Origin of the sequence: Acinetobacter sp. YZS-X1-1, from assembly GCF_000804305.1 — a bacterium.
In the GTDB taxonomy this organism is placed as follows: domain Bacteria; phylum Pseudomonadota; class Gammaproteobacteria; order Pseudomonadales; family Moraxellaceae; genus Acinetobacter; species Acinetobacter variabilis.
Window position 1 is genome coordinate 1 of record NZ_JWHB01000037.1, and the last position, 22,876, is coordinate 22,876.

Genomic DNA, 22,876 nt, shown 5'->3' on the forward strand with positions numbered 1-22,876 from the left:
TCTTAGTGTTTCGTACGTTTCGTATCGGAACGGTGTGCAGTTTAGCAAAACTTAGAATCCGTGCAAGTGTTTTTTTCAAAAAAAACGCCAAAAACTCACAAAATCAATCCGTTTGATGATAATTCAACCGCTTTGATCACTGCGCGAGCTTTTATTTGGGTTTCATTCCATTCTGACTCAGGATTTGAGTCCGCAACCAGCCCTGCTCCCGCCTGAACATAGACCTTATTTTCACGAATCACGCAGGTACGAATGGCAATCGACATATCCATTTCACCATGCCAGCCTAAATAACCGACAGCGCCGCCAAAAATTCCGCGTTTTACTGGCTCAACTTCGTCAATAATTTCCATGGCACGAATTTTTGGCGCACCAGAAAGTGTTCCCGCAGGGAAAGTTGCCTTAAAAACATCCAGTGCATCGACATCATCACGTACTTCACCTTGTACATTCGACACAATGTGCATCACATGCGAGTAACGTTCGATCACCATTTGATCAGTGACTTGTACTTTACCGATTTTGGATACACGACCGACATCATTTCGGCCCAGGTCAATCAGCATTAAGTGCTCGGCAATTTCTTTTTCATCAGACAGCAAATCTTTTTCCAGTGCCAGATCTTCTTCTTTGGTCTTGCCACGTGGACGCGTACCCGCCAGTGGACGAACAGTCGCAATGCCATTTTCCAGACGAGAAAGAATTTCAGGCGAAGAACCCACAATATGGAACGGCATATTGTTTTCTAGGGTCTGCCCTTGTACCAGGAACAAATAAGGCGATGGATTAAGGTGACGTAATGCGCGATAGACCTGTAAAGGCTCACCATCGAAATCAGAAACCATACGATGACCTGGCACGACCTGCATCACATCTCCGGCACGAATGTACTCTTTTACCTTTTCAATAGAGGCAATAAAGTTGTCATGTCCAGTTAAAGATTCAAAATGCGGTGCTGTATGTTTTTCTGCTTTCAGGCTTACCGGTGTCGCCAGAATATTTTCCAGCTCATCCAGCTGCTGCTGTGCTTTGTCATAAGCTGCCGGATCCATTGCATCGGCATGTACAATCAGGAACAGGGTATCTTTCAGGTTATCGAATACGATGACGGTTTTGGACAGCATCATCCAGATATCTGGCAAGCCTACAGGATCGGCTTCAGGCACATTTTTTAGCTTAGGTTCGATATAACGTACTGAGTCATAACCAAAATAACCGACAAGACCACCAGTAAAGTTTGGTAAGGCTGGAAGTTCCACCTGAGTAGGTACTTTAAACAGTGCTTGAAAGTCACGGATATACTGGAATGGATCGGCACAGTGCTGTTTTTCAATAGAGCCATCTGGATGCTGAACAGTCAGTTCACCCGCATTACAGGAGAATACAGTGGATTCACCTAGACCGATAATTGAATAGCGTGCCCAGTTCTCTCCCCCTTCGACAGATTCGAACAGATAAGCCTGTTGGTGTTGTTTCAGACGGGCAAAGATAGATAAAGGAGTATCTGTATCGGCTAGACGCTGGCGGTATACAGGAATCAGGTTGTAGCCTTGAGATGCAAGTTGCTGGAATTGAGCTGAAGTTGTCATTCGGTTTTTCTCTTTAAATTGGAGTTACTCAGTATGAAAATGGAATTGGACTGAGCGACGCCATCGAAAAACCTTACAACTATTCATCTTATTTCCTTCGTACCCTATTTAAGCAAGCAACTCACGTAGATCATCGACAATTTCTTGAGGATCACAGTCTGCTATATTTTCACCATGATTATAGCCATAGCTGACTACAATACAATCTATACCCGCACGGCGCGCAGCTTCAATGTCATTGACCGAATCACCAATCATCAGCACCTGATCTTTGGTCACACTATAATGTTCCACACAATGCAACAACTGACGCGGATCTGGCTTACGCTCGGCAAAGCGATCACCACCAATAGTGTCATCAAAGTATTTCGCCATTTCGAGGATATCCAGAATACTGCGTGCCGGTTCTTCTGGTTTATTGGTCACACAGATCAGTTTTTTGTCATTAGCCTTACCCCATTCCAGAAACTCGATAATTCCATCAAATGGCTTGGTATCTACACAAGGATCGGCATTATAAATTTCCAGGAACGTCGTAAGTAATTCCTGATGCTGGGCAGGTAATACTTCTCCCACCAGATGCTGGAGTACACTTTCACAGAACTTGGACGTTCCTTTACCGATCCAGACCCGTACCTGTTCCTCAGTCACCAGTGGTAGCTGCAAGACATTCAGGCTCATATTCATGGCCCGATACAGATCATGGGCTGAATCCACCAAGGTGCCATCCAGATCGAATAAAATCAGCTTACGTTGTTCCAATTGTGCAATTGACATCCTGACCCTCATTTTCTTTATTTGCAGCCATAAAAAAGGCATGCGTAATGCATGCCTTGATTGTAACCAATCATGGGCTTATTTAAACAACACCCAGGCGATAATCGCCAAAATAATCAGAACGATCAGTGAAATCAGTCCAATAGATGCATTTTTCTGTGCTTCTTTTTCCTGCTCTACACGAGAAACAGGCTGTTCCACCGGAATTGGGGCTGGTTCTGGCTTAACCGAGCTCAGGTCTACACCCTCAGCAATAGGCGCAGGTTTTGGGATACCGACATTGGTTGGCATACCATCACGGGTCAAGTTGACTGAAGCATCACGCTCTTTCAATTCTGGAATGCCCTGCTCATTCATCTGCTGGGCAGGGGTTTTCTCAACCGTTTCGATTTCTTCAACCACTTGCTCTGCTGTTTCTTCAACTTCTGGCGCCACTTCAACAGGCGCTACAGGTTCAAGAACCAGAAATTTCAAGCTGGCAAACTGGACTACATCGTCTTGTTTTAATCGCGTTTCCTGCTCAATACGCAAGTCATTCACGAAAGTGCCATTAGATGAGCCTAGATCCTGTACCCACAGTGCATCGTTTTTCAGTAGAAAAGCAGCATGCTTTCGCGAGATTTCCGCAGCCTGCAGCACAATATCAGCCGCCTGATGACGCCCTACCAGCATGTCACGGTCGATTGCTATTTCCTGTCCGGTCAAGTCATCGGTAATTGCCTGTATTTTCCAAGTCATGAAATCTACTTCTCTATTTTCTTTGGCATTATCATAACATGCTGTATGCAAATGCGAATGGTCTAGCTTTTGGGTCTAAGTGTGGTTGTTGTAACGGTATTTCTACTTTTTTCAACCTGCTGGACTGGCTGCTCTACCACTTGTCGCTGAATCCCCGGCTCAATTGCTACCGGTGTAGCCACTGCTGCGGCTGACGGCGTTGGCGCACTCGGAACATTCTGGTAGGACGAATTCGTCAGTGGTGTCTTGGAAACTGGAATACGCTGTTGATACACATCTTCAACACTTTCCGGTAGCTTGGCAAAATTACCGTCTGAATCGAGTGCCAATTGCAGGCTATAGAGTTGACCATAACGTTGCTGCGTCAGTTTACGCACTTCATTTCTATCCCCCACAATCGTTGGATGGATAAAGATCAATAAGTTACGTTTCTGATTAGACTTACCTTCTGAGCGAAACAAACGTCCCACCCCTGGAATTGCTCCCAGACCTGGTACTGCCTGGCGTCCATAACTGGTATTGTCCGAAATCAAGCCACCTAATACGATCGTTTGTCCATGTTCTGCCAGAATCGAGGTTTTGATCGCACGTTTGCTAGTGACCAGATCTTGCGCTTGACCCTTATTAGCTTTTACATCTGAAACTTCCTGTTCAACTTCCAGACGTACCGTACCATCTTCACCAATGTGCGGTATGACTTTTAAGGTTACGCCGACATCTTTACGCTCAATGGTGGTATAAGGATTGGCAACACCTGCGGCTCCTGTAGAAACTGAACCTGTCACAAAGGGTACATTTTCACCGACAACGATGTAAGCCTCTTCATTGTCCATGGTCACAATCGACGGTGTAGACAGCAGATTAGACTTGGTGGTTTCTTTTAAAGCCTGAATCATCGCGCCGTATAAACGGCGTGAACCATCACTGCCTTCACGATAATCACCAATCACTAGCGAACTGCCTGCGCCTACGGTACTCGCTGCACCTGTACCACCGCCAGTAAGATAACCCGCTGCAATATTTTTCAGGCTGGTGCCAAAATTATCAAAATTGATCAGACCAATTCCGCTGCTGATATCACCCAAGGCCCATTGCACACCCAACTGATCCGCATCTGTCCCTTCTACTTCAATAATTGCAGCTTCAATCAGAACCTGTTGACGGCGTACATCTAACTGATCAATGGCAGATTCGATTTCACGCATCAGTTGCGGGTCTGCTTTAACCACCAGAGAATTCTGTGTGGCATCCGCAATAATGCTGACACCATTGGCATTAAAGCTGCTAATTCCGCCCTGCTCGGTTTTCATGCCAGTATTTAGCTGAATATTGGATGCACCTAAGCTGTTTGAGCTAGTGGTATTATTGTTATTCAGGTTATTAGTCGAATTATATGAAGACGAACTAGAAGAAGAATTATCTAAACCAGTATTGACTGCTTGCCCTGTCACTAATCCCTGCAAAATTTCCGAAAGATTCTTGGCACTGGCATATTTCAAACGGAAGACTTTTAAGCCACCCAGACGGTCTGCTGCAGGCACATCCAGCGTTTCAATAATCTGACGAATGCGCTTGCGTGTTGCCGGATCACCCTTAATCAGAATCCGGTTAGTACGCACATCTGCCATGACCCTCACCCGCGAACCACGCAAATCTTTAGCTGCACCTGTTGCTGCCATAGAGTCAATCAGCTCGATCATTTCTTCGGCCTGGCTGGATTGCAGGCTAATGGCTTCAATATCATTCTGACCCGTGCCATCCAGATTACGGATGATGGTTTCCAGCTGATAGATATTGGTCGCCCTGTCCGACACAATCAGTGCATTGGTGCCCGGAACGGCAGCCAAATGGGCAAACTGTGGCATCAACGGACGCAGGGCTGGAATCAGGTCATTCGGATTGGTATTTTCCAGCCAGATCACACGTGTGACAATCTGGTCACCAGTCGCACGATGACGTGCATCATAAGGAATCCCGGAGCTTTTGACATTGCTGTCTGGAACCAGCTTGATAGTATTTCCTGAAGGGATGGCCACCACACCATTGACATTCAAGACCCCTAAAAACAGGTCATAAACTTCATTTTTATTCAGTGGCTTGTTGGAAATGACCGTGACATTGCCTCGAACCCGGGGATCTACCGCAAAATTTTTACCGGTAATATCCGCCACTTCATTAATGAAGGCGGTTAAGTCTGCATCCCGAAGATTGATTTTCCAGGTTTGCGCATAACCTGCCGTACTGACCATAGCAACCAATGGTGCGGCCACACAGAATGCCCATGCTGATCGATTATTATTAAATAAAGCCATAAACTTTTGTGTTTCCTAACCCTATGCGTGATGACACATCACTTCAAATCCTGTTGTATGGTCATCACCTGATCACCACGTTTTATTTCGAGTTTGACCTGACCTTCACGTCGAGCCTGTTCCAGTAACTGTGCTTCGGTTTGTCCCTGTGACAGGGTCTGACCATTCAAAGACAAAATCCGGTCTCCCGGTCTTAATCCCAAGCGATTACGCAGTGCAGCCGGTGTCCGTGAAGTGACTTCATAACCACCCTCTGCTGCACTTACCCCCATATTCTGCAAGTACTGGTCCTTATTTTCCTGCATCTGCTGGATGGCCCGATTGATTTCACTCTGTGGCGAAGGTTGTTCGGGCATACCACTTTCCGTATGTATTGGAGGCATCGAATTTGAAGATGCTGCTGAGGTATCCGGCACGATTGGCTGGTTTAAACCATTTTCCAGCCCTTTAAACAGGATTTCTTGGGTAGCACCGCTTGATTTACGCAAAATCACCCGGTCCCAATACACTTCAGCCAGCGTAAAACCGCTATTCCCTAATACTTCTCCGACCCGATAACGGTCAGACTGGTCATTAATTTTCAAGACTGCTGAAGAGTTATAGCTTGGGCTCGCTACCACAACCCCCTGCAAGACAATATTGGCAGTTTCAGCAGTATTCGTTGCGTAAGTATTTTCCTGAAATAGTGAAAAGGCACTAATGTTCGGCACTTGAGCCTGTTGTGATCCCAGTTCTACCTGATCAATCTGCATCGCTTGTGGTGGAGCCACCAGAAGCCAGAATAAAGCAGCCAATTTCCAGCATAAATACAGAATCAGCAGAAACAGTAAAATTGGAGCGATACGCTCTGTCTGTTTCAAATCAATATTTTTAAAATAATCAAGTGGGCTTGCCATCAGTTGAAGCCCCCCATTAAAGGCTGACGGGTACTAATCACATAAGTATCCAGTCCAGCTTTACCGATATAAGAAGGGGCATTGAGTAAAAAGCGCTGTGTCAGTTGAATATCCAGCATCAGGCTTGGATCCAGTTTAATATTCAACATACGTTGATCGCGATTGTCGCGCACGTCCAGCAGCAACTGACCATTCTCATCGGATAGCTGACCACTCAGAACTGGCACATTCATACGCTCCTGACGCTGGGCAAACGTGTAAATGAGCTCACCACCGCTCCACTGCATCTGGCCATCTACATGGCTAAAGCCTTGCTCTTTTTTATATTTAAAATCAAGTTCTTTAAACTGAATCGGGTTGGTTGGCCATTGCCAGTCAGCCATCTTCTTTAAAGTTTCAGGTGCAAGTTGTCCCTCAAGATTTTTGACGGTTAAAGTTTTATTCAGACCATAGCCCATCACACCCGAAAACTGGGTATTACCACTATGCAGATCAATATTCGCCCCTAATCTCAGCAACAACAGGTCCAAAGGACGAACCTGCCAGTTCAGACTTCCCCGAAGATTACCTTTTTTCCAGTCCGCACTTCCCTGCCAGATATTCCCGCTTACATTATGTAAGACCTGATTATTCTTATAAAATTTTGAAATTAACCAAGCTGCAGGAACTTGCAGAATTACAAAGACAAAAAAGGCTAGAATTGCAAATATCAACCATTTTAATGTTTTCGGCTTATTGCTCATCCCGCCACGACCAACCTATCCAATCGAAACCCCTAAATTTATAGTTTTGTCATTTTATAATCACATTATGCACACTTTTTCTCTGACGCCAATTCATAGGCATAAAAAAACCAAGCAGGATGTGCTTGGTTGATCAATCACAGGCCGTTTGTAAATAACCTGATGATGAATAATAAGGCAGAAGGATTAGATTACAAAATCTTCCAGTTTTGCGCCCTTCTCTAATTCAGCAACTAACCAGCGTGGCTGTTTACCGCGACCAGTCCAGGTGTCTTCGGGATTGCTTTTACTGCGATAACGTGGCTCTACAGACTTACGTGCAGTTTTTTTACGTTTAGAAGCACCAAATTCAAGAAGCTGTTCAATCGTTAAGCCTACCTTATCGGCAATTTCCAATACCTGATGATAAGCATCTTCAATTTCCTGATCTTTTTTCAAAGCAATTAAAGACTCAGCTTCTGCTTGTAAACGTTTTAACTCTTCAACTGATAAATTTGTAATGTCTGGCATCATGTTCTCCAATAAATAGCATTATTTCTTTTAATAAATAACGGACCCATCATATTTATATTAAGTGTAATATTCAATATAAAATTTTAAATGTATAACAATAAACTTAAAGGTCATTACAAAATTAATCATTAAATTAGAGATGAAACACTAATATTAAATGGCATGTTGTACAGTTAATTCCAGCGCTTTTATTTTTTCTCGAATATGTTCAGGTATTTCAGTTTTCTGCATATTTTTATTTAAACATACAATTACTGCTTCTGAAGTGGCCACGATACTTTGCTGCTGTTCACTCCATAATAAATAATGCATTCTGACTGCACTATTCCGAATTTCATCAATTCGTGCTGCCACTTTTAATTGATCTGGATAAACTACAGGTTTTAAATAACGGCATTGATTCGAAGCCACCACTGTTAAAATATCTTCATCAAAAATATTTAATTTACCCAAATAAGCCAAACGGGCACTTTCTATATAACGGTAATACGTGGCATTATTAACATGCCCAAACGCATCCATGTCTCCCCATGCAACAGTTTGCGAATAAATCACCGGATATTGTTGTAATTCTGACATTATTTCCTCAAATTCTGATTTCGATAAAATTAACATTCGATTCAAATACGGCATTTAACTGCTGTATTAAATCCTCTCTTCCCTGCAATACAGATTTAATTCTCAAATAGCTCATGCGGATGTCATCTGGATAGAGATCCAGCAATTGCTGAGCTTCTTCTACCCGGCCAGTTGCCTGCAGAATATGCCATTTGGCAAAACTTAATATAGGCAGTGCAGTATATTTTGCACCCCAAACTGAGATCTGCTGCTCAATATCTGCATAATCTGGAAACTGCTTTAATAACTGCTGCTGGAACCATAAATAAAATACATCCTGATTAAATTGGAGTTCCAGTAAATGTTTAGCAAGGCTTTCATGCTCAACACTCATTTCCGGTATTCTAAATAACAGTTTCAACCATAATAGCTTGACTTCATAGTCACGGTTAAATATGTCCTGTTTTAAATCCAGATAACGTTGTTTTAAATATTCCAAATCATCTTCAGTGGCCTGGTCATAAGCTATTAATAATTGCTGCAGCCATATTTTTTTTACTTCTTGGTCTAAATGTCCATATTTGGTTGAACGTAAATATAACCAGGGAAACTGTAAGGCAAATTGCCCCCATAAAGCATTTAAACGCTGCTCATAAGCGGTTTTGACTCGTCTTAACCAAGGGGATAACTCATGCTGATTTAAAAATTCTAAATGCGTTAATGCCTGCTGACCATCCTGCTGCGATAAATAGATTTCAATTCGCTGTAATTCTGCCAGTTCAAATGCCATAGGATTGGACTGATTTAAACTACTCAATGCTTCGCTATATTGTTGCTGTCCCCAAGATAATCGGGCATCAATAATATGCTTGAGCAATCCCGACTGATTAAAAGACTGCTGGATAAAATCCCGTTGATCCTGTGCAGCATTTAATAACCAAACCACAGCTAACTGCTCATAAGGATGCAGGCGTGCAAAGCTGAATACCGTTTCATGTTTACGCCGTTTAAAGCTGAGATAACGTTTGGTCGCATACCACAGCATATGCATCAGGAAGCTGATTGCGATGAGTAGGCCCACCAGAAACCAGAAAGTGGTCTGGATCTGTAGTTCGCGCCAATACAGATAGACGTAGCCCGCACCATAACCATAGCTCAGTACACTCAAGATTGCTAAGCCCAACAAACCAACCAGTAAATAAGCAAGTAAAATCTGTTTCATAAGCAATTAACCGATCAGGGTACGCGTATTGAGCTGAGGAGTAGGCGTCTGAGGTGCTGCCTTAATTTGCTCCAGTCGTTGAATCCATTGTTTGCTTTGCACATCTGGAAGTTGAGCCAATACCTCGATCACACTTTTCAGGGCTTGCTGGAAAGCTACCTGTTGTCCTTGTTGCACACTATTTTCTGCAATCAGTAAACGCAGCTGAGCTTCTTTTAAGACCAGATTACGCTGCATTAAGACTGCACTCGGCTTCTCGACTGATTCAATCTGAATCCAGCGCTGCCAGAATGAGCTTTGGGATGTAGCGCGGTGCTGATGCTGCACCTGGATTTCCTTTTCCATCTCAACATCAATCTGTTGCAGTAATTCTTTTAATTTATTCTGTTGTACTAAACGATTGTTGATGAACTGCTTAAGGACTTCCCGATCCTTGTCAATCGCCTGATTCAGGCTACCCAGAAGAGCAGGTGCCAGTTCTAGATGTTCAAGCTGATTGGATAATTGATTCAACTTTTCCATAGCCATTGCATATTGTTGCTGCTGCAAGGCAAACTCAACCAGATCCAGATATTGCTCGACCAAAGGCAGATCATCCTGCAAATCAGCTACAGGAGTATCCTGAACTGTCCCCTTGTTCGGTGTTTCAGGGTTTGCTGCTTGGCTCGTAGCAACCTGACGCTTTAAAGCCACTAGCTGATCATTCAGATTGGTATTCTGCTGTTGCAGCTGCTTAAAATTCTGGGTCAATTCAGTCTGTGCTGAATTCAAACCAAACAGGTCATAGCTCAGCTTGGCAATCCACGCCAAGCTCAAGATGAAAAAAACAATGAATAATTTTTTCATGCGTTTCCTAGTACATCAGTAGCTGCTGCAAAATCGTCGATCCGCTTAAGTCCTCTAACTGAGCGAATTGAAAACCAGCCTGATGTTGCTGTTGATATTCCCCAAGCATGGCAGCCAAACGCGGCCCCAAAACCAAATACAATGCCCGATTAATGAGATGCGGATACGGCTGCATCAAGGCTAGCCAGTTAAGCCAGCTCGCTTCACTGCTGACCAAGACTGCATAACAGGGATTAGCTTCAAGACTCGTCAAATGTTTAGCTAATATCTCGGAAGTCACTGGCGGACACTGACGATCATATAAAATGAAATTCAATACATGAATTTGCTGATTCTTTAAATGCTGCATCATAAATTGACGCCCACCTTCACCTCGCCAAAAAGCGACGGTTGATCCGGTAGCTAACTGCTGTAGCACAGGCAATTGCAGCATCCCTTCCGAAGTCTCCACATCAGGCACATAACTCTGGATACCGTAGCTTGCTAAAGCCTGCTCGGTAGCTTTACCTACAGCGACCCACTGGACACTTCCAAGATCATTCAATGATAGACCCGCTTGCTGCAAATATTGCATGCCAATCTGGGCAGCAGTCGGACTCACTACGACAATCAGTATTGCTTGGGATAGCTGCCTAAATAAACTGGCCAGCTCATCCGTATAAGGCTGCTGTACCAGTTCTAGCAAGGGCAACTCTATCACCGGAATCTGCGCTGTCTGTAGGGCTTGCGTTAAATTTGCAGCACGATCACTCGGACGGGTATTAATGAACAACATTATTTTGAATAAAGCGCTTTTAGCAACTCGCCTGCACCCTGATCTAGCAGATCTTTGGCCAGTTGAACACCCAATTGTTCTGCATCTGCCATGGTTCCACTTTGCTGTGCGCGTAGCAAAGTTGCGCCATCTACGCTACCGACTCGGCCTTCAATCGAAATGACACCTTCGTTTAAAGTGGCATAGCCCGCAATTGGCACCTGACAGCCACCTTCCAGATAGGCATTAAAGGCACGTTCGGCACGGACACAGGCATCAGTTTCTGCATGTAATAGAGGCTGGATTAAATCTAATACCGCTTGATCTCCACTCCGGCATTCCAGGCCCAATGCACCCTGTCCTACTGCGGGTAAACTTACTTCAGGCACAATACTATGACGAATACGATCTGCAAGGCCCAAGCGTTTTAAACCGGCACTGGCCAGGATGATTGCATCGTACTGACCTGCATCCAGTTTGGATAAGCGTGTACCCACATTGCCCCGCAAATCGATAATCTCAAGATCTGGACGCTGTTTTAAAATCTGGGTTTTACGGCGCAAGCTGGAAGTTCCAACTTTGGCACCTTGAGGCAATTCATCAAAACTGGCATAAGTATTTGAGACAAAAGCATCCAGTGGATCTTCACGTTCACAGATAACTGCCAAAGATAAGCCTTCAGGCAAGGCCATCGGTACATCTTTCATTGAATGGACGGCCAGATCAGCACGGCCATCTAGTAAGGCTGCTTCTAATTCTTTTACAAATAAGCCCTTACCGCCAATTTTAGCCAATGGCGTATCAAGAATTTTATCGCCCTGTGTAACAAAAGTGACTAACTCGACCTGAAGTCCAGCATGCAGGTCCTGTAAGCGTGCACGGATATGTTCCGCCTGCCAGAGCGCAAGTGGACTTTGTCGAGTAGCAATTTTTAGGGTCTTCATAAATTTCAATAAACAGTCAATGAGAATAATAGTCTAAACTTAACCTGCTCACTTGAAAATGCAAGCGAATTTATGCAAGTTTCAATACTGGTCCAGACAAACTCATTGATCCGTTTAGAGTTTCTGAATCCGTTCCCGCAAGAATGGCAAATGACGCCGACTGACCGCCAGACGCTCTTCCAGTTCACGACAACGCACCTGATACTGGCCGGAACTTACCACTTCCAAGCCTTCCAGATAGTGAACCGAAACCAGTGCATTACGGTGAATCCTGATGAACTGATGTCCAAACTCCTGTTCCAACTCCTTCAGGGTTTCATCAATCAGGACACTGCCGTTTTTATGGCGTACAGTCACATATTTTTGATCCGCCAGAAAATAATAGATATTTTCAACTGGCACCAATTCGACCCCGCGATAGGTCTTTGCCGCAATTTGATGGCGGCTGATATTGATTTCTTCCATATTTTCTTTTTGTTTTAGTTGGCTCATTTGAGCTTGGGTAAGTTTAATTAAATGCTCTAAAACCTGTGCCAATTCCTGTTGCATCACCGGTTTAAGCAGGTAGCCGTCTGCATTAGACTTGAATGCATCCAGCGCGTGTTGGTCATAGGCCGTACAAAAGACAATAGCCGGCATTGGGTCGAGCTGACGCAAATGCTGCGCACAGGTCAAACCATCCATTTCAGGCATTTGAATATCTAATAAGATGACATCAGGTTCATGCTGATGAGCCAGATCAATTGCTTGACGACCATGTGTAGCTGTTGCAACCACATCATGCCCCAGTTGAGAGACTAAACGTGATAGTCGCTCGACAGCCAAAGGCTCATCGTCACAAATCAGGACGTCCATTTCTCCTCCTTAATCCAGTCAACATTATTCATTTGATTATAAATTAACTGTGATTTCCTTGATTTCTTTTTATTTATAGCGATATTGCACAACCGTGGTAAACACCCCTCCACCGGCGAAAGTCTGAAACGTCATCGTAGGTCCGTAATAAGCTTCCAGACGCTGTCTGACATTTTCAATTGCAATACCATGTCCCTTTTTTAATGTTTTATTATCCTGCGTATAGGGGTTTGTTATGATGATATTAATTTGATTTTGCAAGATTTCAATCAATATACTTATGGTACTCTTTGTCAAAATTTTTTCAACTCCATGGAAAATACTATTTTCTACTAGGGGTTGTAAAGTCAATAATGGAATTTGGACTTGTGAGTATAAGTCTTTGTTTTCTAATTTCCATTCGACCTGCAAACGCTCTCCCAGACGAATCTGTTCAATCTCCAGATAGCGCTGGCACAGTTCAATTTCTTCCTGCAACTTGACCAGCTTCAATTCCTGAAAACTGGCCCGAAATAACCGAGACAAATTCAGCAACATTTGTTCGGCTTTATCCGGGTCGATACTGATCAGGCTGATCACGCTGTTGAGACTATTAAACAGAAAATGCGGATGAATCCTGGCTTGCATGGCCTGAATCCGTGCATTTAATTCACTGTGCTGCTGCTGCGCCCATTGTTCACGCAAATACAGATAGCGAAAACAGAACATGCCTAATAGGATACCAAAACTCAGATGTAGGCCGACCTGTTCCAGTGCAATTGCCAGACTCAGTCCCTGAAAATTCAAATTACTGCCAAAATAAGTCAGCACATTCAGACTGGTCGTAGTCACCAAAACAATCGCCTGCAACAGCAGAAATCCGCAGATTAATGCCAGCTTAATCCCCATGCGCTGAAAATGCTGATGAAAAAGCTCGATTAGCGCTGCAAAACATAACAGTATCCAGTTGATATACAGCATATATTGAAGCAGATCTGCCAGATTGAGCGCTTGCCAGGATTTTGCTTTTGCCAAGGCCAAGACCATGGCCAGCACATTGCCGCCAATAAACATTTCCAGCAAATACTGCAGCTTGCCGATCTGGCTAAAAAAATAGGAGCTTTGCACTGATCCGGTCGGAGATGTAAAAGATTGATCGACTTGGACTTCGGCAACGGGCTTTGAATTTGTTATACTCTTTTTCGTTCTACTGCTTTTAATCTGATTGAGCCGACATGACCACATCTTCTAATTCCTCAAATCCATCACAAGCCCAGACTTCGGGTATGTGGGGCGGTCGTTTCTCTGAAGCGACTGATGCTTTTGTTGCTGAATTTACAGCATCTGTTCAATTTGACCAACGTTTTTATAAACAAGACATTGCAGGCTCGATTGCACATGCAACTATGCTGGCAAAAGTTGGCGTACTGACCGAACAGGAACGTGATGACATTGTCGAAGGTCTGACTGCCATTAAAGCAGATATTGAAGCAGGTAACTTCGAATGGCGCATTGACCTTGAAGATGTGCATATGAACATTGAGTCGCGCCTGACTCAGCGTATCGGCATTACCGGTAAAAAATTGCACACTGGCCGTAGCCGTAATGACCAGGTTGCCACAGATATTCGTCTGTATGTCCGTGATGAAATCGATGCGATCCTGGAATTACTGAAAAAATTGCAAAAAGGCATCCTGGGTCTGGCAGCGAAAAATACCAATACCATCATGCCAGGTTTTACCCATCTGCAAACTGCACAGCCAGTGACTTTTGGTCATCACTTAATGGCTTGGTTTGAAATGCTGGTACGTGACTCTGAGCGTCTGATTGATTGCCGTAAACGTGTTAACCGTATGCCACTCGGTTCTGCTGCACTAGCAGGTACGACTTACCCGATTGACCGTGCCTATACCGCTGAGCTTCTAGGTTTTGAAGCTGTTGCTGAAAACTCTTTAGATGCCGTTTCTGACCGTGATTTTGGTATTGAATTCAATGCTGCGGCATCTTTAATTATGATGCACCTATCACGTATGTCTGAAGAAATGATCCTATGGACATCGGCTCAATTCAAATTCGTGAATATTCCAGACCGTTTCTGCACTGGTTCTTCGATCATGCCACAGAAGAAAAACCCGGATGTACCTGAACTGATCCGTGGTAAAACCGGCCGTGTATATGGTGATCTGATGAGCCTGTTGACCCTAATGAAAGGTCAACCACTTGCTTATAACAAAGACAACCAAGAAGATAAAGAACCATTATTTGACGCGATTGATACCGTTCGTGGTTCATTGATGGCATTCGCTGACATGATTCCTGCATTGGTTCCAAATATTGAAATCATGCGTGAAGCTGCACTTCGCGGTTTCTCAACGGCGACTGACCTGGCAGATTATCTGGTAAAAAATGGCGTGGCTTTCCGTGATGCTCACGAAATTGTAGGTAAAGCGGTAGCTCTAGGTGTGCAGGAAGGTAAAGACCTGTCTGAACTGACACTTGAGCAACTGCAACAGTTCTCTGATCTGATTCAAGCAGATGTATTTGAAAAAGCCCTGACCTTAGAAGCATCTGTGAATGCACGTAATCACATTGGTGGTACTGCACCTGCACAGGTTGAAGCTGCGATCGAACGTGCGCATGCTCGCCTAGAGAAACTTTACGCTTAATTGCTTTCGCTTTAAATTGGAGTATTGATATGTCTCGACAAGTTTTTTGCCGTAAGTATCAACAAGAAATGGAAGGTTTAGACTTTGCACCATTCCCGGGTGCAAAGGGTCAGGAACTGTTTGATACGATATCTAAACAGGCTTGGCAAGAATGGTTGAAACACCAGACCACGCTGATCAATGAGAAGCGTTTAAATGTGTTTGAACCGGATGCGAAAAAGTTCCTTGAAGAGCAACGCGAGAAGTTCTTTAACAATGATGAATCATTGGAAAAAGCCGAAGGTCTAAAGCCTGAGTAAAAAGAAAGCACTGCTTTTCTTTTTTACGCAAGACAAGGACGAAGTCCGCGTAGGCAAGCATTTAAAAAGAGTCTCTTTTGAGGCTCTTTTTATTGGAAAGAGCCCTGCTCTGCCCTTGCGCAAGACAAGCAGCTATGAGTTCATAGAATAAAAAACTCCTTACATGGAAATTTTTTTATCTAAGCTCAAGCTTTTCTTTTACGTAAATTAAGCGAAAGGTATCACTTCGAATGCCATAAAAAGTAACATATAAAAAGAATTCCCTTTTTAATTTGAAAATTATTTCTTCACCAGAACATGAGTTAAATACCTGGCAAGAGACTCCTCGAATATTCTTTTTCTATAGATATTCTATTTCTCTTAAAAGCACTCTAAAAACTATTCTAACTTTCATGAAATCGAAAATTATTGAGCTAAAAAACAGGCCCAAAACCTGTCATTTTCCTACCGTGTTTTTTAAATTTAAGCAGCTATTATCTTACTGAAAAGCAATTAGATTTGTATCAAAATAATCAATTGTAAATTCTGTATACATTGCTCTCACAAAACACAACATTCAGCTACAAGAAACCACATGATTTTGTGTAAGGCGCTCCCTATAATGACCAGCAAGAAGATGAGATATCTTTGAATAACTATAATAATAACTGAGAAATACCCCCGATTTCATCCCAGTTCTTCCCCCAAAGGCTGGGTATTTTTTTGCCTGTTATTTTTATATTCTCTATTTTTAGCTATAAAAAAAGCTCCTTCAAGGAGCTTTTATTGATTAAGGCTGTTTCAGATATGGCCAGGCTGCTTTTAGGTAAATAAACATCGACCATAAGGTCAGCACCACAGCTGTATATAGCAAAGCATAAGCCAGCATTTCCAGCGGTGGCCAGTTCAGCAGGAAAACCGTAATTGCGATCATCTGAAACGCGGTTTTGTATTTACCCACTGTAGACACCGCCACACTGGTACGCGCACCGAGTTCAGCCATCCATTCACGTAAAGCTGAAACTGTAATTTCCCGTGAAATAATCACAATCGCTGCAAAAGCCATTGAGATCGAAGGTTGCCATTGCACTAAGACAATAAGCGCAGCAGCGACCATCAGCTTGTCTGCAACCGGATCTAAAAAGCGACCAAAAGCAGAGGTCTGATTCAGAGTACGCGCTAAGTAACCATCAAACCAGTCAGTGACTGCAGCCACTACAAAAATTGTCGTTAAGATAATATGCCGCGTCACATCAGGACTGGTTTCATTAAATCCGATTGCCGGTGGCCAATATGCGACCAATAAAAAAACCGGAATCAGGATAATACGAGCCAAGGTCAAGATATTTGGAATATTCAGGATACGACCTGTAGTCATAGACACCGCCAATTGTTCCCCTCATGTACGATGAAAATGCACACTTTTTTCGAGGTTTAATCCATCATTAATACGCTTCACTTTATACGAATTGACTTGAAGTGTCACTAGGCAAACACCGTCACTGTCTGTCTGGCCATCGCAATCAGCCGATTTTCTGCATCCCACAGATAGGCATGTTCTGTTGAATAACCATCAGCCGCATGGTCGGTAATCACTTTATATTTAAACCAATCATGTAGCTGATGCTGCACTGGATGCACATAGGTTACAGTCCAGGTCAAGCTGCTCGCCGGGGCCAGTGTCTGAAACATCGGTAACACCCCAGGTGGCCAGATATCAAAAATGGCCATCAGGTCAGCTAACTGAAATTCACGGTCAGAATGTTGATCTGGATGGAAGCGGCACCAGCCTTCAAAATCAGGACGTACACTTGAACTGCACGGCAGATTCAAATCCGCCCATCTGAGTTCAAAATGATCAAAACACTTTGGAAGCTTGAACTGTGCAGGAATCTGGAACAGGATTTCAGGAGGAGCATAATCCGGAGCCTGGATTTCCTGATGTACCTGAATGCTAGAATCGCGCGCTACGCCGAAACTGGCAATCAGAATGCTTTGAACAGCGTCATCCTGCCATAGACGCACTTCGATGGTAGTGACCGATTTGCCTTCACGCAGAATTTCCGCAGTCAGGCGTGCTTTGCCTTCCTGTACCGGGCCAACAAAAGTCACACTGGTACTCAGCAGACGTTTAGCAGGATCATTGATTGTTACCACGGCTTTTTGCATCATGACTGCAGCCGCAAGTCCGCCGTAGATGGTTCTCCCTTGCCCCCAGCCTGTCGGGATTTCAATCCATTCTTGCTGCGCAATTTGTGCGTACAGTGCTTGCAACGACATATCGATCCTTCAACTTTGTCTGATGAACCGATATATTGCTGGAAAAATCTATGAATAGAAATGACCTTTGACTCGAAGGTCAATGTGCATTTTTGCACTTGTAATTGATATAAAACGATTACTCATGCAGAACTTTATAAATCATCCGGGCCATGACCGAACCCAGACCTGGCACCAGTTGCAGGTCTTTTTCAGAAGCTTTAAGCACGCCCTGAATCCCGCCAAAATGGGTCAATAAATCACGACGGCGCTTCGGCCCCAGTCCCGGAATCACCTCCAATACCGATGAGCCACGTTTTTTATCACGTTTGGCCCTATGCCGGGTAATAGCAAAACGGTGGGCTTCATCACGTACCTGCTGGATCAGATGCAGGGCCTTATGATCTTCTGGAAGCTGAATCTTGCTGCCATCGGTAAAATGCAGAGTTTCCAAACCTGGCTTACGCCCTTCACCTTTAGACACACCAACCATAAAGGCATCCAGTCCAAGTTCTTGCATGACCTCCATCGCCATATGCAACTGCCCTTTACCACCATCAATCAGCAGCAAATCTGGCAGCATGGCTTTCTTATAACGACGGGTTAAGGCCTGACGCATCGCGGCATAGTCATCACCTGCCTGAATATCATTGATAGAAAACTGACGATAATCGCGTTTGCGCGCGCCTCCACTATCAAAGACTACGCAAGAAGCAACAGTATCTTCACCCATGGTATGCGAAATATCGAAACACTCAATCCGATCTACCGGCCGTCCCACCACCTCTTCTAACTGATGGAAACGTTCATTCAATTCAAAGTGATTAGCCAGCTTGCCCTGAATGGCATGCTGCACATTCATCTGTGCAAGTTCCAGCCATTCGGCACGGGTTTCCCGGACTTTGGACTTGATCTGAATCTTCTTATCAAAATGTTGAGAAAGTGCGGCTTCAAGTTCCTTCCGATCTGGCATTTCAATATTCACGATCAGTTCAGATGGAATTTCATCAGCAACCTGAAAATAGAAATTGGCAATAAAATCCGAGAGCATTTGCCCCAGATCATCACTCAGCATATCCGGAAAATAGCCTTTACCGCCGAGCATCTTGCCATTACGCACATGCATGATCTGCACACAAGTCACCCCTGCCTGATAGGCAATCGCCAGAATATCTGCCTCACCTTTGACTTTATAAATCGCCTGCTGGGCCTGTACATCACGCAATAACGCCATCCGGTCACGATAAAATACCGCTTTTTCAAATTCCAGATTTTCTGCGGCTGCTTCCATCTTGGCAATCAGTTCCTGATTCAGCTCTTTAGTATCGCCTTGCAGGAAGCGAATCGAGTTATTAACATCTTCCTGATAATCCTCAGGCGAAATCAGGCCCGCACAAGGGCCGGAACAGCGCTTGATCTGATATTGTAAACAAGGTCGAGTACGATTGGCAAAGAAACCATTCTCACAGGAACGTACATTGAATAATTTTTGCAGAATAACCAAAGTATCGCGGGCATTGTAAGCACTCGGATAAGGTCCAAAGAACTTGCCGACCTGATGTTTGCCCTTGCCGCGACCGCTGGCAATCCGCGGATAAGGCTTGTCTGCAGAAACAAAAATATAGACATAGGATTTGTCATCACGCAGCATGATGTTATACGGCGGACGATGCAGCTTGATCAGGTTTTGCTCTAAAAGTAAAGCTTCAGTTTCTGAACGCACCACCAAGGTTTGAATGTCATAAATCCGTGCCACCAAAGCTTGAGTCTTGGGATGATCAAGGGTTTTGACAAAATAACTGGACACCCGATTTTTCAGGTTTTTGGCTTTTCCCACATATAAGAGTTCTCCATCTTTGCCATACATCCGGTAGACCCCGGGTAAGGTGGTCATATTGGCCAAGATTTTTTCAATATGAGGGCGTGCGTTCTCGTTCACCTAAAACCTATTTTTCACCTGCAATATGCAGATATATGTGATGTTTAATGTGTCATTTTCAAGCGATGACACAAAATTCATCCGAACTGTCATCCAAAGTGAAACAGGCTACGCCCGAAGTGCTGTATTTATAAGCAACCCAATATGGTCTGATTGCTAAAAGCTATAAGTCACCTGAACTAACTTTGCTATGCTCGACAGGTTCAATCTCGAGATGATCCAAGATGACAAGTTCCCAATCCGGTATTCATGTTGTGCAACCTGCCACCTCTAGCCATAGCCAGTCTGAGCGTGACCGTTTGATTGGGAAACCGCGTTTTCATTTTGAATCTCAGACTGTGATGCAGTTGCTACGGGAACGGATCATCGGTCAGGATGCCGCCTTAAATGAAATTGAAAAAATGCTGCATGTGGTCAAGGCTGACTTTTCCAGTCCAGAACGTCCGCTTTCGGTTACCTTAATGCTTGGCCCGACCGGTGTTGGCAAGACTGAGACGGTACGCCTGATTGCCGAAGCGATTTATGGCCGTCCAGATGCTTTCTGCCGGAGTGATATGAATACTTTAGCGCAGGAACATTATGCAGCTGCCCTGACCGGCGCGCCTCCGGGTTATGTGGGCTCTAAAGAAGACCATAGCCTGTTTGATGAAACCGCTATTGCCGGAAGCCATACCCGTCCCGGCATCATGCTATTTGATGAACTGGAAAAAGCCAGTACTGAAGTAATTCGTGGCCTGATGAATGTACTGGATACCGGCCGACTGACGTTGACTGCTGGTACCAAAACCATCGATTTTCGTAACTGCATGATTTTTATGACCAGTAATGTCGGTGCACAGGCCGCGCAACAATATCTGGAAAAACTCAGCTATCTGCCGCAGAAAATGCAGCAAGTGTGTCTAAAAAAAGTACCGACCTAGCAGATCATTGAAAAAGTCATGCAGCGCAAGTTTGATCCAGAGTTCCTGAACCGGATTGACCGTACCTTGCACTATCAGGCCATCCAAAATGATGTCCTGCCACGACTGGTTGAGATTGAGCTGGATAAATTAAATCAACGTCTACAACACCAGAAACGACAGATTCACCTCACTGATACAGCCAAGGCTCATTTTTATCAAGGCCATGACATCCGTTATGGCGCCCGTCATCTGGGCCGAAAAATACGGATTGAACTGGAACCAATCTTAGCGATTTATTTCCTGAACCATCCAGAACAACCGCAACTCCATCTGGACTGTATTAATGGACAATTGCTAGTTCAGCCTCAAGCATCCGATTCCAATTAAACTGTTTGATGCGCTTGAATCGCCTGAATCAATGCATCCGGGTCTTTAGGTGAAATCAGGACATATTTTTGCCGATCTGCCAAAGTATAGCTGACTTTTAAACGCTTGAAAGACAAAGCAGGTGCAATTTCTGAGTGATCTGTAGGCTGGATATTTTGAATCGAACCAAGTGGAATTTGCCAGCTCAGCCATAGGCTTTTGATGATCAACTGCCCGTCCTGCACAATATAACGGGTACTCCAAACCGGCCACCAGACCAAGAGGATTGTGAGCATATAGACTGCGGTATGCACTGGATATTGAGCCATCGTCCCTTTGGCCTGCATGGTCAGTAATAACTGCAATAACAAACCGCTCATACAGATCAAGAATGCCAGCAGCCACCAGTCTTTTTTGGAACGAAATACACGCATCGTCTTCCCCTTAGTTTGTTTTATCTTACACAAAATCAGAATGATGTGGTGAATCTCTATAAGTAATAAAAAACGCCCATGTGGGCGTTTTATTTTTTATGTTGCAGCTTAGGCAAACAGATAAGGACGAACAAAGATCAGGAAGAAAATACCTAGCATCAGGAACCATTTCAGGAAATAGTACAGCTGGCGGTTTTGTGCTTTTAAAGCCTTAGCCTTGACCCGCAGTTGATAGACATAACCAAAAGCCTTGTTTAAGCCACCGGTCTGATCTCCGACTTCATTCGGTGAACTGGCTGCTGTCATTACCTTTTTGCCAAACCAGTGATTAAAGCGTTCCATCCAGCGGGTTTTTAAAGGTCGCTCGACATCAGCAAAGAAAATGATCCGGTTCTGGTCAGTCTTGTTTTCGGCATAGTGGATATAAGTTTCATCAAATACCACGCTCTCGCCGTCGCGCCAGGAATAACGCTGCCCATCGACATCGATAAAGCAGCGGTCATCATTCGGGGTCATTAAGCCCAAGTGATAACGCAATGAACCGGCATAAGGGTCACGATGACGGACCAAACGACTATCGGGTGCCAGCTCGGTAAACATGGCCGCTTTAATGGTTGGCAAGGTTTTGAGCAAGGCGGTAGTTTTTGGGCAGAGTTCTGCTGCAGAGGGATGCGCCGAGTCATACCATTTTAAATAGAAGCGTTTCCAGCCTGTCTTAAAAAATGAGTTAAACCCCAGGTCATCATATTTACTCGAAGCCTTGATCCCACCTTTCTGATAGAGCGCCTGTGCTTCGTCACGAATCATTTCCCAGTTTTCATCCAGCACTTTTAGGTCTTTAAAATGCTGCGTATCGATATAAGGCTGATTCGGTACGCGTGAAAAGGCGTACATCAGAAAATTGATCGGTGCAAACAGGGTCGAATGGTCAAAAAACTGGCGATAAAAAGAATGCCGAACTGTGCCACGTCGCTGAATATATAACGCTGAGATGACAAAGATGGCCAAAATAATCCACTTAAACATATCAATACCCAAAAAATCCTAGCCCCAAAAAGAACGGGGGAAAAAATAAAAAAGTCACATCTGAGCCGCATTATAACAAAGCTGCTTTTGCTCTCCCTACCCGCTTGTAGAACACAGCGTTGCATACATTTTCTTACATCCATAGCGGCTGATTTGAATCTCAATTGACTATTTTGACCAAAACACCACACAGCAAACATTCCCTATCTGGTCAATTTGCGTTATAAAAACAGCGCGACAGCAATAAAAAAGTGAAATTGAAACAATAACTTCATTACAC

Annotated in this window: 21 protein-coding genes and 1 pseudogene; 3 read left to right on the plus strand and 19 right to left on the minus strand. The window is 44.1% G+C overall.

Annotation, left to right across the window (positions count from 1 at the left end; all coding sequences use genetic code 11):
• Positions 1–95: 95 nt before the first annotated feature.
• The 14 genes from trpE to RJ01_RS14250 form a co-directional block, all read right to left on the minus strand.
• The gene (gene trpE / locus RJ01_RS14185) at positions 96–1,589 is read right to left on the minus strand and encodes an anthranilate synthase component I (protein ID WP_034171562.1); all 1,494 of its coding nucleotides are present in this window, start codon (positions 1,587–1,589) and stop codon (positions 96–98) included.
• 108 nt (positions 1,590–1,697) lie between these two features.
• Entirely contained in the window at positions 1,698–2,366 is a 669-nt protein-coding gene (gph, locus tag RJ01_RS14190; RefSeq protein WP_034171563.1) for a phosphoglycolate phosphatase, read from the minus strand.
• A gap of 78 nt (positions 2,367–2,444) precedes the next feature.
• Positions 2,445–3,104 carry an FHA domain-containing protein gene (locus RJ01_RS14195; RefSeq protein ID WP_034171564.1) on the minus strand — a complete coding sequence of 220 codons (660 nt, stop codon included), beginning with the start codon at positions 3,102–3,104 and terminating at the stop codon, positions 2,445–2,447.
• A gap of 62 nt (positions 3,105–3,166) precedes the next feature.
• Positions 3,167–5,416, minus strand: a complete 2,250-nt coding sequence (gene gspD, locus RJ01_RS14200; protein ID WP_034171565.1) for a type II secretion system secretin GspD — start codon at positions 5,414–5,416, stop codon at positions 3,167–3,169.
• Between the two features lie 38 nt (positions 5,417–5,454).
• Positions 5,455–6,312 carry a type II secretion system protein N gene (locus RJ01_RS14205; RefSeq protein ID WP_034171566.1) on the minus strand — a complete coding sequence of 286 codons (858 nt, stop codon included), beginning with the start codon at positions 6,310–6,312 and terminating at the stop codon, positions 5,455–5,457.
• Positions 6,312–7,055, minus strand: coding sequence for a type II secretion system protein N (gspN, locus tag RJ01_RS14210; RefSeq protein ID WP_034171567.1), 744 nt, complete (start codon positions 7,053–7,055; stop codon positions 6,312–6,314). Before gspN ends, RJ01_RS14205 begins: the two co-directional genes overlap by 1 nt.
• A gap of 186 nt (positions 7,056–7,241) precedes the next feature.
• Positions 7,242–7,568 (minus strand): H-NS family nucleoid-associated regulatory protein, encoded by a 327-nt coding sequence (locus tag RJ01_RS14215; protein ID WP_104426706.1) that lies wholly within the window; start codon positions 7,566–7,568, stop codon positions 7,242–7,244.
• Positions 7,569–7,721: 153 nt separating this feature from the next.
• Complete coding sequence (locus RJ01_RS14220) at positions 7,722–8,147, minus strand: thioesterase family protein (RefSeq protein WP_034171583.1); 426 nt, start codon at positions 8,145–8,147, stop codon at positions 7,722–7,724.
• A gap of 7 nt (positions 8,148–8,154) precedes the next feature.
• A complete protein-coding gene (locus RJ01_RS14225; protein ID WP_005232547.1) occupies positions 8,155–9,348 on the minus strand; it encodes a hypothetical protein in 1,194 nt (397 codons plus the stop codon).
• 6 nt (positions 9,349–9,354) lie between these two features.
• On the minus strand, positions 9,355–10,194 hold the full coding sequence (locus RJ01_RS14230; RefSeq protein ID WP_005232548.1) for a hypothetical protein: 840 nt from the start codon (positions 10,192–10,194) through the stop codon (positions 9,355–9,357).
• A gap of 7 nt (positions 10,195–10,201) precedes the next feature.
• Positions 10,202–10,969: a uroporphyrinogen-III synthase gene (locus tag RJ01_RS14235; RefSeq protein WP_034171568.1), complete on the minus strand. Its 768-nt coding sequence runs from the start codon at positions 10,967–10,969 to the stop codon at positions 10,202–10,204.
• Complete coding sequence (hemC, locus tag RJ01_RS14240; protein ID WP_034171569.1) at positions 10,969–11,892, minus strand: hydroxymethylbilane synthase; 924 nt, start codon at positions 11,890–11,892, stop codon at positions 10,969–10,971. Before hemC ends, RJ01_RS14235 begins: the two co-directional genes overlap by 1 nt.
• A gap of 114 nt (positions 11,893–12,006) precedes the next feature.
• A complete protein-coding gene (locus RJ01_RS14245) occupies positions 12,007–12,747 on the minus strand; it encodes a LytTR family DNA-binding domain-containing protein (protein ID WP_005232557.1) in 741 nt (246 codons plus the stop codon).
• Between the two features lie 69 nt (positions 12,748–12,816).
• Complete coding sequence (locus RJ01_RS14250; RefSeq protein WP_034171570.1) at positions 12,817–13,971, minus strand: sensor histidine kinase; 1,155 nt, start codon at positions 13,969–13,971, stop codon at positions 12,817–12,819.
• Here RJ01_RS14250 and argH point away from each other — a divergent pair.
• Entirely contained in the window at positions 13,962–15,392 is a 1,431-nt protein-coding gene (gene argH, locus RJ01_RS14255; RefSeq protein ID WP_052209108.1) for an argininosuccinate lyase, read from the plus strand. The two genes, RJ01_RS14250 and argH, sit on opposite strands and share 10 nt — an antisense overlap.
• A gap of 29 nt (positions 15,393–15,421) precedes the next feature.
• Positions 15,422–15,691: an oxidative damage protection protein gene (locus RJ01_RS14260; protein WP_005232563.1), complete on the plus strand. Its 270-nt coding sequence runs from the start codon at positions 15,422–15,424 to the stop codon at positions 15,689–15,691.
• A 769-nt stretch (positions 15,692–16,460) separates the two neighbouring features.
• Here the strand turns inward: RJ01_RS14260 and pgsA are convergent.
• From pgsA to uvrC, 3 genes are all read right to left on the minus strand, one after another.
• Positions 16,461–17,048 carry a CDP-diacylglycerol--glycerol-3-phosphate 3-phosphatidyltransferase gene (pgsA, locus tag RJ01_RS14265; protein WP_034171571.1) on the minus strand — a complete coding sequence of 196 codons (588 nt, stop codon included), beginning with the start codon at positions 17,046–17,048 and terminating at the stop codon, positions 16,461–16,463.
• Positions 17,049–17,155: 107 nt separating this feature from the next.
• A complete protein-coding gene (locus tag RJ01_RS14270) occupies positions 17,156–17,950 on the minus strand; it encodes a thioesterase family protein (protein ID WP_034171572.1) in 795 nt (264 codons plus the stop codon).
• 118 nt (positions 17,951–18,068) lie between these two features.
• Positions 18,069–19,868: an excinuclease ABC subunit UvrC gene (uvrC, locus tag RJ01_RS14275; protein WP_034171573.1), complete on the minus strand. Its 1,800-nt coding sequence runs from the start codon at positions 19,866–19,868 to the stop codon at positions 18,069–18,071.
• Positions 19,869–20,092: 224 nt separating this feature from the next.
• Here uvrC and RJ01_RS14280 point away from each other — a divergent pair.
• A pseudogene (locus tag RJ01_RS14280) lies at positions 20,093–21,157 on the plus strand (AAA family ATPase).
• Here the strand turns inward: RJ01_RS14280 and RJ01_RS14285 are convergent.
• Both RJ01_RS14285 and lpxO read right to left on the minus strand, forming a co-directional pair.
• A complete protein-coding gene (locus tag RJ01_RS14285) occupies positions 21,154–21,570 on the minus strand; it encodes a PH domain-containing protein (protein ID WP_034171574.1) in 417 nt (138 codons plus the stop codon). The pseudogene RJ01_RS14280 and the gene RJ01_RS14285 sit on opposite strands and share 4 nt — an antisense overlap.
• Positions 21,571–21,678: 108 nt before the next feature.
• Positions 21,679–22,596: a lipid A hydroxylase LpxO gene (lpxO, locus tag RJ01_RS14290; RefSeq protein ID WP_034171575.1), complete on the minus strand. Its 918-nt coding sequence runs from the start codon at positions 22,594–22,596 to the stop codon at positions 21,679–21,681.
• Between the last annotated feature and the right edge of the window lie 280 nt (positions 22,597–22,876).